Source organism: Kutzneria sp. CA-103260 (assembly GCF_018263855.1).
Classification (GTDB): domain Bacteria; phylum Actinomycetota; class Actinomycetes; order Mycobacteriales; family Pseudonocardiaceae; genus Kutzneria.
Map to the genome: position 1 here is coordinate 8,860,008 of NZ_CP073318.1, position 13,241 is coordinate 8,873,248.

Consider the following 13,241-nt stretch of genomic DNA (forward strand, 5'->3'; position numbering starts at 1 on the left):
GGCCTGGTTGGGCTATTTGTCCAACCGGGCCACATTATTTTGCCGTCACCTCGGGAACGACTCCGGCTGCGCGTTCACGGCCTTGAGGTAGCCGTTCATGAAGGCCTGCCAGATCTTGCCGGGCAGGCCGTTGCCGGCGATGGGGTTGAAGTCCTTGTCGAGGATCGGTTCGTACTTGTCGGAGCCGACCCAGACCGAGGCGGCGACCGAGCGGGTGTAGCCGATGGTCCAGGCCTTGGCGTTGTTGCCGCCGTCGAGCGGCTGGACCCCGGTCTTCACGGCGGTCGGCCACGGCCCGGTCAGGCCGAGGTTGTTCTGCTGGGCGCCGCCGCTCAGGGCCGAGGTGACCTCGTCGGCGATCTGTTGGCTGTTGGGCCCGAAGGCGGCCACGGCGTCGTCGGGTCGGGCGAAGCTGCGGCCGTCGGAGAAGGTGATCTTGCTGATGAAGTGCGGGGCCCGCCGCTGCCCGTCGCCGGCCAGCGTGGCGTAGGCGGCGGCCAGGTCGATGGGCCGCACCTGGGTGGAGCCGCCGCCGTTGGCGATGTTGATGTCCGGGGTGCCGCCGTTCTCCCCGACCAGCAGCTTGGTCCCGTCGACCTGGTCGGGCACGCCGGCCTGGTGCGCGGCGTCGGCCACCGACTTGGTGCTGACCCGGTTGTAGACCAGGTTGGCCAGCTCGGTGCTGATCGAGTACTGCAACGCCTGGGCCAGCGTGCACTGCGCCTTGCACGGGTAGTGGTCCTCTGCGTTGGCGATCTGCCGGGCGTCGAAGGTCTGCGGCGAGGCGGAGTTGAACACCGACGTCGGGCTGATGCCCTGCTGGAGCGCGGCGACGAGGTCGAACGGCTCGAACGCGGTGCCGGGCTGTTGCAGGGTCTGCGCGTTGTCCGGGACGCCGGCGTCGGCATTGCCCCAGTACGCGGTGACGCCGCCGGTCTTGGGATTCACCGCGACCAGCGCCTGCCGCAAGGAACGCGGCTGCCCGTTCATCACGCTCGTGACGGCCTGCTCGGCGGCGTCCTGGGCCTTGGGGTCGATGGTCGTGTAGATCTTCACGCCCTGGCGTTCGGCCTGGTCCACGGTGATGCCGAACGGCTGCTGGGTCAGCTCGTCGAGCACCTGGTCCTCGATCGCCTGCCGGGCGCCGGTCAGCGTGGTCGGCCGGGCCTTGTCCCGGTCGATCAGCGCCGGCGGGGCGGTGTACTTGGCCCGCTCACTGGCCGTCATCCAGCCCTTGTCGACCATCTGCGCGATCACGTTGGTCCAGCGCCACGTCCGGTAGGTCGCGTCCTCGCTCTTGCTCGGCCCCTGGATCATGCCGGCCAGCTGCGCCGCCTCGGACGGGTCGAGCTGGTCGAGATCCTTGCCGAAGTAGGCCTGTGCGCCGGCCTTGATCCCGTAGGCTCCGCGTCCGAAGTAGACGGTGTTCAGGTAGGCGGTGAGAATGTCCTGTTTGGACGTCTCGTTGTTCATCTTGAACGCCGACACCAGTTCCAGCCACTTGCGGGACAGCGTCGGCGCGTCGTCGCCGGTGGCCTGCTTGACGTACTGCTGGGTGATGCCGGAGCCGCCGCTGTGCCCGCCGGACAGCTGGATCCACACCGCCCGCACGATCGACTTCACGTCGAAGCCGGCGTTCTCCTCGAACGTGGCGTCCTCGGCGGCGAAAACGGCGTGCTTGACCACGTCCGGGAGTTGGGCGTAGCTGACCTTCGACCGGATGCCGTTCTGGGCGATGTCCACCATCTTCGACCCGTCGGCGTAGTACAGCGTGACGGTCTGCGTCTCCTTCGCGGCGATCGCGTCCGGATCGGGCACGTCGACCACGAAATAGGTGATCACGAACGCGATCGCGGGCACGAAAATGGCGGCGGACACGAGCACGTAGCACGTGCGTCGGATCCGCCGCCATATCCGTTTTCTGTTGTCCCGCTTGTTGTCCCGCTGCTCCTCCGCCACATCAGGTCAGACGCCCACCGTGGCGAAGGAGTTGCTCAGCCGTTGCCGCCGAAGCCGCCCGGTGGACCGCCGCTGTTGCCGTTGGTCTTGGTTGTTGTCGACGTGTCCGTCGGCTGGCAGCCGATGAACGGCGCACACGTGCTGCTCGTCGGCGGGTGGTGCTTGTTGGTCGATGTCGGGTCGTCCGACGGGGTCGTGGTGTCGGTGGTGGTGCTGCTGCCCGTCGTCGTGGTGTCGGTGGGCGTGGTCGTGGTGGTGAACCCGCTGAAGTTGCCCTTGCCGCCGAGGTCCTTGAACGGCGTGAAGTTCTCGACCGGCTTGCCCTGCAAGTAGGTGTTCATGAACTTCTGCCAGATGTAGGACGGTTCCTCACGGCCGTAGATGTCGTAGTCCTGAGAGGGACCGATGTGGTTCTGGTAGTAGCCGTAGATCGGGGCCAGGCCGTTGCGGGTGCCGGTCCACACCGCGGTGACGACCTGCGGGGTGTAGCCCACCATCCACGCGTTGGAGTTGTGCCCGGTGTCCTCGTACTGCGCGGTGCCGGTCTTGGCCGCCACCGGCCGGTTGCCCTGCAGATTGGCGCAGATGGTCTTGGCCCGGTCGGCGCACGACGAGGCCGCCACCTTCGTCATCGACTCTGTGACGTTGCGGGCCAGCTGGGCGTTCTTGAGGGAGTCGGTCTTGTCGAACGCCTGCGTCGGCACCAGCTTCCCGTTGGCCGAGGCGTCGTACACGTTGCCGCCGCTGCTGTCCTTGATCGACGTGATGAAGTGCGACGGGATGTACACGCCGTTGTTGGCCAGCGTGGCGTAGGCCTGCGCCATGTCGCGCGGACGCACCTCGTACTGGCCGATGCCGATACCGTCGGCGGTGGTGCCGTCGGCGTTCTGCAGTGCCGGCTGGCGCTGGCCGACCAGCACCTGGGTCGTGGCGATGCCGGCGTCGAACGCGGCCTTGCGCACCGCGGACGGGCCGATGTCGTCGGTCATCTTGTAGAACACGGTGTTCACGGACTGCGTCATGGCGTTCCACACCGTGCACTGCTGGCCGCAGCTCTCCTCGTCGGCGTTGTTCACCTTGCGGCCGCCGATCGTCTGGCCGCTGGTGCCGTTGTAGAGCGACTGGAGCCCGATCTGCGAGTTCGCGCGCATACCGGCCAGGAAGACCAGGGGCTTGAACGACGAGCCCGGCTGTTGGGCGGTGTCGGCCATGTCCAGCGACCAGGCCTTCGTGTCACTGCCGCCGTACCAGGCGACGATGCCACCGGTCTTCGGATCGATCGACACCAGTGAGCTGGCGATGTTCGGGTTGTGCGGAGTGTCCTTGGACATCACCGCGTTGGCCGCGTCCTCGGCCTGCTGCATCGCCTTCTTGTCGATGGTGGTGTGGATCTGCGCGCCGAGCTGCTGGAGGTCGTCGCGACCCTTGCCGATGCCGAAGTTGGGGTCGCCAGCCTCGGCCAGGATCTGCCGCACCGCGAAGGTCGTCTTGCCGTCAAGGGCGCCGCCGCCGTCGCTCGAGTTCGCGACCGGCTTGGGCTGCTCCTTGTACTGGTCGCGGTCGGTCTGGCTGAGCCAGCCGTTGGCGACCATCCGGCCCATCGTGTAGGTCCAGCGCCCATTGGTCCAGGTCGGATCCTCGTTGTACGCCGGCACGTTGATACAGCCGGCGAGGAACGCGGCCTCGGACGGGTTGAGCTGGTCGATGTTCTTGCCGAAGTACGCCTGCGAGGCGGCCTGGATGCCGTAGGCGCCGCGGCCGAAGTAGACGGTGTTCAGGTAGGCGTCCAGGATCTGGTCCTTGGACTGCACCTGGCTCATCTTGATGGCCTGCACCAGCTCGGTCCACTTACGCGTGAGCGTGTGGTCCTCGTTGCCGGTGGCCTTCTTCACGTACTGCTGCGTGATGCCGGAGCCACCGCCGCCGTTGCCGCGCAGCTGGGACAGCACGGCTCGGCCGATGCCCTTGATATCGAAGCCGCTGTTGGTCTCGAAGGTCTCGTCCTCGGCCGCCTCGACCGCGTGCTGGACCACCTTCGGGATCTTGTCGATGGTCAGGATGGTCTTGTCGCCGCCGCCGGACGGGCCGAGCGTGGCCATCACACTGCCGTCGGCATAGAAGATCGTCATGGTCTGCTGCTGATGGAGGACCGTCAGCGGGTCCGGCGGCGTGACCATGAAGTAGGTGATGATGAACGCGACGATCGGGCCGACGAAGCCGACCGCGCACAGCACGTAGGCGCTGCGGCGGACCCGGCGCCAGATGCGCTTCTTGCGCAGCGTCGCCTCGTCGGCCTCGTTCTCCAGGTACTCGTCGGGCTCGAGGTAGTCCCGGGCGCCCGGCGGCAGGTCGTGCTCGCGGTGCGTCATCAGCTCCGGTTCACGCTGGTACTCCTCGTGCACCGGCGGCAGCATGTCCGTGGGCTGGTTGAACGGGCTGCGCTGGGTCGGCTGGTTCGGGCCGCCGCGCTGGCCGGGGCCGGGCGGCCGGCCGCCCATGCCGTTCGGTCCCGGAGGGCCGCCCCGACCACCCGGCGGCGGTCCGCCGGGGCCCATCGGGCGGCGGGGTGGCTGCGGCGGATAGCCCCGCGGCGGGGTGTTGGGACCCCGCATGGTCGGCTGCTGCGAAGGCGGCACCGGCGGTCGACCGCCGGGCCCCCGGGTCGTCGGCTGTTCACCGGGCCAAGCCGGCTGACCGCCGCCCCGGCGGCCGGCTTGCTCCGACTCGTCGAAGCTCGGCCACTGGGCCTCGTCACCACGCTCGTCACTCACCAAACGGCCTTCCAGATCGGTACCCACCAGGTAGGCAACCAGTCATGCTCGTCCATCGTCTCTACATCTAGACGCCGCTGCTCGGGAGCCTGTTCACTCCGCCGCGGTACGCCGACGTGGCTTGCGCGAGCGCAGGCCACCCGTTCCCAGGACGTATGACTGCACCAGGTGGTTCCAACTACATGTGCGGCAAACTTCGACGACGTAGACGGTGAACTCCTCGTACAGGGAGCTCATCCGGTCCAGTTCGTCCGGTGTGCGCGCCGAGCCGGCCACGTGCTTGAGCTCGTCGCCGTAGACCCAGGACACCAGGGTCAGCTGCTCCTTGCGGCACACCGGGCAGCTCGTCTCCGTCGGCTGCCCGTGGAACTTGGCGGCCCGCACCAGGTACGGACTGGCGTCACAGACCTCCATGGTGCCGACCCGGCCCGAGTAGACCTCCGCGAGCAGCGCACGGCGCTGCAACGCGTAGTCCACCACCTGCCTCTGGGTCCGCACACGCAACAGGGTACGTGCCCCCTGCCAGGCCCCAATGGGCCGTTCAGGGCAGCGGGCGGCCACGCTGTGTCACGCACACCACAGGAGCAGGTCCGCGACAGGTCGCCGTGAGAAGGTGAAAAGCCGGGCTGACCAGCGATGGAACAGCACGCGCGCAGCACCGGTTGGCACTGGTACTGCCAATCACACCGAGGAGGAGTCCGGATGAGTGTGCGGGTAGCCATCGTGGGTGTCGGCAACTGCGCGGCATCCCTGGTTCAGGGGGTGCACTACTACCGGGACGCCGAGCCGGGGACCCGGGTGCCCGGCCTGATGCACGTCCAGTTCGGCGACTACCACGTGCGGGACGTGGAGTTCGTCGCGGCTTTCGACGTGGACGCCAAGAAGGTCGGCCTCGACCTGTCCGAGGCCATCGTGACCAGCGAGAACAACACCATCAAGATCGCTGACGTGCCGCCGCTCGGGGTGACCGTGCAGCGCGGGCACACCCTGGACGGCCTGGGCCGCTACTACCGGGAGACCATCGACGAGTCCGACCTGGAGCCGGTCGACGTGGTCAAGGCGCTGCGGGACGCCCAGGTCGACGTGCTGGTGTCCTACCTGCCGGTGGGCTCCGAGGAGGCCGACCGCTTCTACGCGCAGTGCGCCATCGACGCCCGCGTCGCCTTCGTCAACGCCCTGCCGGTGTTCATCGCCTCCGACCCGGCCTGGGCGGCCAAGTTCGCCGAGGCCGGCGTGCCGATCGTCGGTGACGACATCAAGTCCCAGGTCGGGGCCACCATCACCCACCGGGTGCTGGCCAAGCTGTTCGAGGACCGGGGCGTGCTGCTGGACCGCACCATGCAGCTCAACGTCGGCGGCAACATGGACTTCAAGAACATGCTGGAGCGGGACCGGCTGGAGTCGAAGAAGATCTCCAAGACCCAGTCGGTGACCTCCCAGGTCGACCGCGACCTGGGAGCCCGCAACGTGCACATCGGCCCCTCCGACTACGTGCAGTGGCTGGACGACCGCAAGTGGGCCTACGTCCGCCTGGAGGGTCGGGCCTTCGGCGACGTGCCGCTCAACCTGGAGTACAAGCTGGAGGTCTGGGACTCCCCCAACTCCGCCGGCATCATCATCGACGCCGTCCGCGCCGCCAAGATCGCCATGGACCGCGGCATCGGCGGCCCGATCCTGTCCGCCTCCTCCTACTTCATGAAGTCGCCGCCGGAGCAGTACTCCGACTCCGAGGCGCACGACGCCGTGGAGAAGTTCATCCGCGGCGAACTGGAGCGCTAGAAGCCGCCATGCGGTGACCGGTCCAGGCAGCAGGTGAGCCAGTCGAACAGTTCGCTGCGTGCCTCGGACACGTACGACGACGCCGGTGGATGGTCGGCGTCGAACCATCGCCCGAGCACGATCACGGCGACGCGTTCGGCGCCGGCCAGCCGTAGCCGGGCGGCCGCGGACTGGGCGTTCGCCCCGGTTGTCCAGGTGTCGTCTACCAAGAGCACCTGTAGACCGGTCAGGTCGTCGTCGGTGTCGAAGCGGTCCGGGTCGAGAACTCGGTTCCCGCGGTTCGCACCGACGCGAAGCAGATCGCGGTAGCGCTGACTGGTTTGCCCGATGGTCCGGCTGAGCATCGTGCTCAGTGGATGCGGATCGAGTCCTCTGGTGCTGGGCACCGAGGTCACGACGTCGAAATGCGGCACACCGCAGGCTGCGGCGACACACCGCTCATGGGTGCGGAGGTAGTTCGCCAACACCGCAGCCAGTCGGCGCTGCTTCTCTTTCCGCACCGCCTCGCGGGGAGAGCGCTTGTACTGGTGGAGGTCATCGGCGAACTGCTCGCCGGCGAAGGCCATCGATATCGGCACGACGATGTCGGCCAGCGGATCGGCCGTCGTCTCGCGGTGCGAGTTGCATCGATAGCACCGCCGGTGTGGCCCGGACACGTCGCGATGGCAGGTCGCGCACACGCCAGGGCTGGATGGCGGCACGGGCACAAGGATGTTTCGGTAACTCTCAGCCAACCAGGACAACGGACTCAGACCTGGACCATCTCCGCGGTCAGTTCGCCGAGCACACGGAGCAGGTGCTCAGGACCTTCCAGCACGGTCGTGTTCGGCCGGTTGGCCAGGTCGACCGCCCACTCGTTGACCAGCACCTCGGGCAGCAGGAAGACATGCCGGCCGTGCTCGACGGCGATTCGGGCCTGGATCCGCGCGCCGCTGTGCTCCCCGGCCTCGACGACGACGGTGGCGATGCTGCATCCACTCATCACCGCGTTGCGCATCGGGAACTGGTGTTTCGCCGGGCCGGCGTCCGGCCAGAACTGGGACAGCACCGCACCGGTCCGGGCGATCTCGTTCTGGAGTTCTCGGTTCTCCGCTGGGTAGCACTGCCGCAGGCCGGTACCGACGACGGCGACCGTGCGGGTGCCGGCGTCGATCGCGGCGCGGTGCGCAGCGGTGTCGATGCCGGCGGCGAGGCCGCTCATCACCGTGAAGCCGTTGTTCGCCAGGATGCTGGCCACGGCCCTCGCACGGCGCAGGCCGGCGGCGCTGGCCTGCCGGCTGCCGACCACCGAGACCGCTGTGACGTCCTCGGCATCGAGCATGCCGTGGTAGGTCAGGAACGGAGGGCGCTGGTGCACCAGCATCAACTGCACTGGGTAGTCCTGGTCCAGGACGGTGGCCACGCGGATGCCCTCTGCCAGCCAACTGTCGATCTCGTCGGCCGTTTGCCTCAAACCCGCGTCCAGGTCACGGTCGACATGGTCCAGGGTCGGGGTGCCGGGGGCGACGAGATCGTCCAGGATTTCCAGCGCCGAACCGGCTTCTTCGACGGCAGCCGTCACTGCCGCCCAGCCACGATCGCTGTGCCGTAGTGCGAGCAGCAATGCCGCCTGCTCGAGGTTGTCCGCCACCAGCTCATCCTAGTCGAACGCGAGTTCGATCCGCTCGTGCGGACGTCCGTACACAGTAACTAGTGTCGCCCAATCGGGTGCTGGCAGGATGGGCGTGTGCGGATCCTGATGCCCCTGCCGGATCACGACTTCGACGTCACCGAGGTGGCGGTGCCGTGGCGGCTGCTGACCGACGCGGGCCACCAAGTGGTGTTCAGCACGGAGCGGGCCGGCGTGAGACCGGAGGCGGATCCGCGGCTGCTGACCGGGGTGATCTTCGGGCAGCTGGGGGCGGAGCCGGAGCCGAAGCGGTTCTACCAGGAGCTGACGGCTGATCCGGGGTTCGCGGCGCCGATCGCGTGGGAGGCGATCGAGCCGGCGGACTACGACGGGCTGATCCTGGCCGGGGGGCATGCCCCGGGCATGCGCCAGTACCTGGGCAGCGAGCTGCTGCAGGCGAAGGTGGCGGAGTTCTGGGGGCTGGAGCGGCCGGTCGGGGCGATCTGTCACGGCGTGATCGTGCTGGCCCGGGCGGGTGTGCTGGCCGGCCGGCGCACGACGTGCCTGCCGAAGTACATGGAGCGCATGGCCTACTTCTCCACGGCGTGGCGGCTGGGCCGCTACTACCGGACGTACCCGGCGTACGTCGAGGACGAGGTGCGCGAGACCGGCGCGACGTTCGAGAAAGGCCCGGTCACGACGGCGAGAGGCACGGCGACCGACGACGGCCCGGCCTTCATCGTGCAGGACGGTAACTACCTCTCGGCCCGCTGGCCGGGGGACGCTTACCTGTTCGCGCGCCGGTTCGATCAGCTGTTGACGACCTGACGTGCGAGAGGTCTGGCTCGACCCGGACGATGCCCAGTTGAGCTGGGACGGCCTGGTCGAACTTCGACGTGCCGGCGAGTGGTGGCAGCCGTGGCGGCTGCGGGCCGGCCGGATCCCGACGGCGCGGCTGGCCGAGCTGGCCCGGATGCCGGCGGGCGTGCGGGTGGGCATGCGCACCGACGCCCGCCTGTTATCGATGCCGCTGTTCGGCGACCCGGACTACTCCTCGCCGGTCGACGTGCTGGTTGACGGCCAGTTGGCGCACCGGATGGCGGTCAAGCCGGGCGAGCAGGTGCTGACGGTGGCGTTGCCGGGCCAGCCGGCGAACGTCGACGTGTGGCTGCCCAACTACGGCCGCACCCGGGTGGGCCGCCTGCGGCTGGCGGCGCACAGCATGGTCCGGCCGGTCAGCCGCACCGGCCCGCACTGGGTGGCCTACGGCAGCGCGATCACGCAGTGCCGGCTGGTGGACGGCCCGAGCCAGACCTGGACCGCGGAGGTGGCGCGCCGGCACGGCTGGCGGCTGACCTGCCTGGGCTTCTCCGGGGAATGCCACCTCGACCCGGTCGTCGCGCACACGATCCGTGAACAGCATCCCGACCTGGTCACGCTGGGCGTCGGCCTGGACATCCACCACGCGGCGAGCTTCAGCCGGCGCACGCTCGGCCCGGCGCTGGAGGCGTTCCTGGACGTGCTGGCCGACCAGCCGATCGTGGTGATCACCCCACCGCTGGCCCCGGCCCGCGAGCAGGTGGTCAACGCGGTCGGCCTGACCCTGGCCGACATTCGCGGCCTGGTCGCCGAAGCGGCCAGCGGCGTGAGCGTGATCGACGGGCGCGACCTGGTCTACGCCGATCTGGTGGTGGACGGCCTGCATCTCGGCCCGGACGGCTACCAGTCGCTGGCCGAGCGGATCTCCCCGCTGCTGACGGCGGAACTGGGTCAGAAGCCGGCGGAGGCGTACTCGGCGTAGGCGGTCGGCGGGGCGACGTCGACCCGGCTGCACTCGGTGTTGCCGGCCCGGGTCTTGGGCCACTGCGTCAGGTAGTAGATCTGCCGGCCGGTCTTGCGGGCCGCCTGGGCGAAGCCACGGGCGGCGTCCTGGTCGTTGTAGTACGCCTCGCCGATGATGACCGGCTGGGTGGTGAGACCCTGCTGCCGCAGCTGCTGGTCGTTGTAGGTGAACAGGTTGGCCTCGTCGCCGTAGATGTGCAGGTCCACAATGGACGGTGGCTTGTCGCCGTACATCTTGCCCACGTTGAGCACCTGGCCCGGATCGTTGCCGTCGATGGAGAAACCGACGGTGTCGGCGCGGCCGAACTTCGTCGTGTACGCCTGCCACAGCTGCTGGTCGTAGCGCAGCACCAGGGGCTCGTTGCCGGAGGCGGTCAGTTTGCCGCCGAGGTCGAGGTGGAACGGCAGCCCGGCGGCCGCGACGATCGGGTGCAGCGACTGGATCAGCTGCCAGTTCTCCTCGTACAGCGACTCCTGCCAGGACGACCAGGTGCGCGGATCGTTGCCGTCGGAGGGATGCAGCACGACGGTGACCTCGGCGAAGCCGGCCTGCTTGACGTCGGCCAGCAGCCCGGCGAGGTTCTCCTGGCCCTGCGGCGGCAGGCGTCCGTCGGTCGAGTCCATGGCGGTGCCGTCGTCCGGGCCGTGGTGGTGGTAGATGCCGATGGACAGCCGGTTCTGGCCGGCGTGCTTCATGCCGGCCAGCTGGTAGGCGATGATCGTCGGTGCCTTGTTGAACGCGTCGACCACCTGGTACGGCTGCCGGTAGCAGCCGTCGAGGTAGTAGTAGTCGTAGTTGGAGCCGCCGGAGACGGCCGGCGGCGGTGCGACCGGATCGGCCCAGGCCGGGACGGCCGACGTCGTGGCGAGCAGGATGACCGCCGCGACGACCAGTGTCCGGGTGCCCATGACGGAAACCCCCCGTCCGGTCGCGCCTGTGCTCTCTGTCGAGCCTCGCACCGCCGCCGGGATTCCACCGGCGCACGGCCGCCGATTTCACCGCTTCGGGTGGGTTTGCGCTGGTTAGGCCGCGTGATCGCAGGTGGAACAGGTGCAGTCGGCGCAGGTGCAGTTCGCGCACGAGTCGGCGCAGTTCCCGCACTGGCAGCTGGCGTGGTTGCACGTGGCGCAGGTGCAGTCCGCGCACGTGCAGTTCGCGCAGGAATCGCTGCAGTTGGCGCAGGCGCAGGTCGTGCACTCGTCGTAGTGCACGCCGTCGCCGGCGTTGTGCTCGCGGTGCACGTGGCCGTCGTGCAGGTAGTCCACGTGATCGGCGTGGACCACGGCCTCGTGTCCGCAGCCCGGGCCGTGAGTGTGTCTGTGCTGCTCAGCCTGCCTGTGCTCGGTCACCGTAGTCATGTAGAGATGCTCATATGCGCACCTGTGCACGACCATCCGAAGCAGAGCCGTTCGCCCGAACGAGTTAGCTTGGGGATCATGACCTCTCGACCGACCGCCCTGATCACCGGCGCGTCCCGTGGCATCGGCGCCGCCGTCGCCGCTGCCCTGGCCCCCACCCACCATCTGCTGCTCGGCGGCCGCGACGTCGAGGCGCTCAAGGCCGTCGCCGCGCAGCTCCCGTCGGCCAGCCCCTGGCCGGTCGAGCTCACCGACCCCGACGCCCTCGCCGAGGCCACCTCCGCCGTCGACCGCCTGGACGTGCTCGTGCACAGCGCCGGCGTGGCCACTCTCGGCTCCCTGGCCGAGACCCCCGTCGAGGTGTGGCGGTCCACCCTGGAGATCAACGTCGTCGCCGTCGCCGAACTCACCCGCCACCTGCTCCCCGCCCTGCGCGCCGCCGGCGGCCAGGTCGTCCTGATCAACTCCGGCGCCGGCCTGAACGCCAACCCGAACTGGGGCGCCTACGCCGCCAGCAAGTTCGCCCTCCGCGCCTTCGCCGACGTCCTGCGTGCGGAGGAGCCCGCGCTGCGGGTCACCAGCGTCTACCCCGGCCGGACCGCCACCGACATGCAGCGCGAGATCCGGGAGAGCGAGGGCAGCGCCTACTCCCCGAACGACTACCTGACCCCCGAGACGGTGGCCCAGGCCGTCGCCTTCGCCCTGCTCGCGCCGGCCGACGCCCACGTCAACGAGATCAACGTGCGCCCCCGCCCGCGCTAGTTGTCCACAGCCCCCGACTTGTCCACATCTGGATCTTCACGCACCTCGGGACCCCCGCCGCTGAGTAGGCTGGCAGCGGGGCCGGCCCCCGGGTGGGTGGGGGCGTGTAGGTCGCCGGGCAAGTCGAGCGAATGGGCTGGCGCGAGGGACGTGTTGGCGCCAGTTGTCGATCCGCGAAATTCAGCGACGAACAGCCACGTCGCCGGCGAAGATCGATCAACCGACGACATCCCTGGATGCGGCCGTTCGGTGGACGTGGGTGTCGAGTAGGTCGAGCAGCCTGATCACGGCGGGGTTGTCGGCGACGGCGTGGCGGACGCGGAGGGAGATGGTCCGCCGCGGGGTGGGGTTCACGATGGGCACGGCGACGGTCGACTCGGGCAGGGCGCCGAGGCCGAGACGGGGGATCACGGTGATGCCCATGCCCTCAGCCACGAACCTGATGGCGGTCGGGTAGTCCTGGGTCTCGATGTGGAAGGCGGGGCTGAAGCCGGCGGTCGAGCAGGCGTCGAGCAGCGCCTGCCGGCAGGGGCCGCGGGCGACGTCGTTGTCGACCCAGGCCTCGTCGCGCAGCTCGACCAGGTCCACCTGGTCACGAGCGGCCAGCGCGGAGCTGCTGGGCACGACGGCGAGGTAGGGCTCGGTGAGCAGCTCGCGCACCCGATAACCCCTGGTCTCGCCGAACTCGGCGCCGGCGACGAAGATCTCGACGTCGGGTGGCCCGGCGTCGGCGCCGACGAGCTCGATCAGCCGCAGGTCGAGGCGGAGGCCGGGGAACTCGCGGGCCAGAGCGGCGACGACGGGCGGGATCCAGACGGCCCCGGCGGAGGCGAAGTAGCTCACGGAGAGGGCGCCGACGCGGCCGGCCCGCAGGTCGGAGACCACCGACTCCAGCTCGGCGAGCCGTTCGAAGACCCGCGCGGCATGGGCGGCCACGGTGCGGCCAGCGACGGTCGGCTCGATGCTCCGGCCGGCGCGCTGGAACAGGGTGAGCCCGGTTTCCTTCTGGAGCGCGGTGATGTGCTGGCTGATCGCCGACGGGGTGTAGCCGAGGTTCGTCGCGGCGCCGCGGATCGATCCGTCCGCCACGACCGCGCGCAGCACGCGGAGCCGGTGAATGTCCACACCCCCAACAGTACAGTCGGGCTGAACAATACGGC

General features: G+C 69.2%; 12 protein-coding genes. 5 read left to right on the top strand and 7 right to left on the bottom strand.

The window, feature by feature from the left end; genetic code table 11:
- Window positions 1-45: 45 nt before the first annotated feature.
- The 3 genes from JJ691_RS39210 to JJ691_RS39220 all read right to left on the bottom strand — a co-directional run bounded on the left by JJ691_RS39210 (window position 46) and on the right by JJ691_RS39220 (window position 5,228).
- Complete coding sequence (locus JJ691_RS39210; RefSeq protein ID WP_211764544.1) at window positions 46-1,878, bottom strand: transglycosylase domain-containing protein; 1,833 nt, start codon at window positions 1,876-1,878, stop codon at window positions 46-48.
- A gap of 116 nt (window positions 1,879-1,994) precedes the next feature.
- Entirely contained in the window at window positions 1,995-4,730 is a 2,736-nt protein-coding gene (locus tag JJ691_RS39215; protein WP_211764545.1) for a transglycosylase domain-containing protein, read from the bottom strand.
- A 93-nt stretch (window positions 4,731-4,823) separates the two neighbouring features.
- Window positions 4,824-5,228: a DUF5318 domain-containing protein gene (locus JJ691_RS39220; RefSeq protein WP_211764546.1), complete on the bottom strand. Its 405-nt coding sequence runs from the start codon at window positions 5,226-5,228 to the stop codon at window positions 4,824-4,826.
- A gap of 204 nt (window positions 5,229-5,432) precedes the next feature.
- Here JJ691_RS39220 and JJ691_RS39225 point away from each other — a divergent pair, with 204 nt between their 5' ends.
- Window positions 5,433-6,509, top strand: a complete 1,077-nt coding sequence (locus JJ691_RS39225; protein WP_211764547.1) for an inositol-3-phosphate synthase — start codon at window positions 5,433-5,435, stop codon at window positions 6,507-6,509.
- On the opposite strand, the gene JJ691_RS39230 is transcribed toward JJ691_RS39225, so the two are convergent.
- Complete coding sequence (locus tag JJ691_RS39230) at window positions 6,506-7,165, bottom strand: hypothetical protein (RefSeq protein ID WP_211764548.1); 660 nt, start codon at window positions 7,163-7,165, stop codon at window positions 6,506-6,508. The genes JJ691_RS39225 and JJ691_RS39230 overlap by 4 nt on opposite strands.
- Before the next feature lie 92 nt (window positions 7,166-7,257).
- Window positions 7,258-8,139 carry a DNA-processing protein DprA gene (locus JJ691_RS39235; protein WP_211764549.1) on the bottom strand — a complete coding sequence of 294 codons (882 nt, stop codon included), beginning with the start codon at window positions 8,137-8,139 and terminating at the stop codon, window positions 7,258-7,260.
- Window positions 8,140-8,235: 96 nt separating this feature from the next.
- Here JJ691_RS39235 and JJ691_RS39240 point away from each other — a divergent pair, with 96 nt between their 5' ends.
- Window positions 8,236-8,946: a type 1 glutamine amidotransferase domain-containing protein gene (locus tag JJ691_RS39240; RefSeq protein WP_211764550.1), complete on the top strand. Its 711-nt coding sequence runs from the start codon at window positions 8,236-8,238 to the stop codon at window positions 8,944-8,946.
- Between the two features lies 1 nt (window position 8,947).
- Window positions 8,948-9,919, top strand: coding sequence for an SGNH/GDSL hydrolase family protein (locus tag JJ691_RS39245; protein WP_211764551.1), 972 nt, complete (start codon window positions 8,948-8,950; stop codon window positions 9,917-9,919).
- Here JJ691_RS39245 and JJ691_RS39250 read toward each other — a convergent pair.
- Complete coding sequence (locus JJ691_RS39250; RefSeq protein WP_211764552.1) at window positions 9,889-10,869, bottom strand: hypothetical protein; 981 nt, start codon at window positions 10,867-10,869, stop codon at window positions 9,889-9,891. The two genes, JJ691_RS39245 and JJ691_RS39250, sit on opposite strands and share 31 nt — an antisense overlap.
- 142 nt (window positions 10,870-11,011) lie before the next feature.
- Here JJ691_RS39250 and JJ691_RS53210 point away from each other — a divergent pair, with 142 nt between their 5' ends.
- Entirely contained in the window at window positions 11,012-11,167 is a 156-nt protein-coding gene (locus JJ691_RS53210) for a hypothetical protein (RefSeq protein WP_211764553.1), read from the top strand.
- Between the two features lie 230 nt (window positions 11,168-11,397).
- The gene (locus JJ691_RS39260; protein WP_211764554.1) at window positions 11,398-12,081 is read left to right on the top strand and encodes an SDR family oxidoreductase; all 684 of its coding nucleotides are present in this window, start codon (window positions 11,398-11,400) and stop codon (window positions 12,079-12,081) included.
- 216 nt (window positions 12,082-12,297) lie between these two features.
- Here the strand turns inward: JJ691_RS39260 and JJ691_RS39265 are convergent, their stop codons facing one another.
- Window positions 12,298-13,206 carry a LysR family transcriptional regulator gene (locus tag JJ691_RS39265; RefSeq protein ID WP_249227295.1) on the bottom strand — a complete coding sequence of 303 codons (909 nt, stop codon included), beginning with the start codon at window positions 13,204-13,206 and terminating at the stop codon, window positions 12,298-12,300.
- Window positions 13,207-13,241 lie beyond the last annotated feature (35 nt).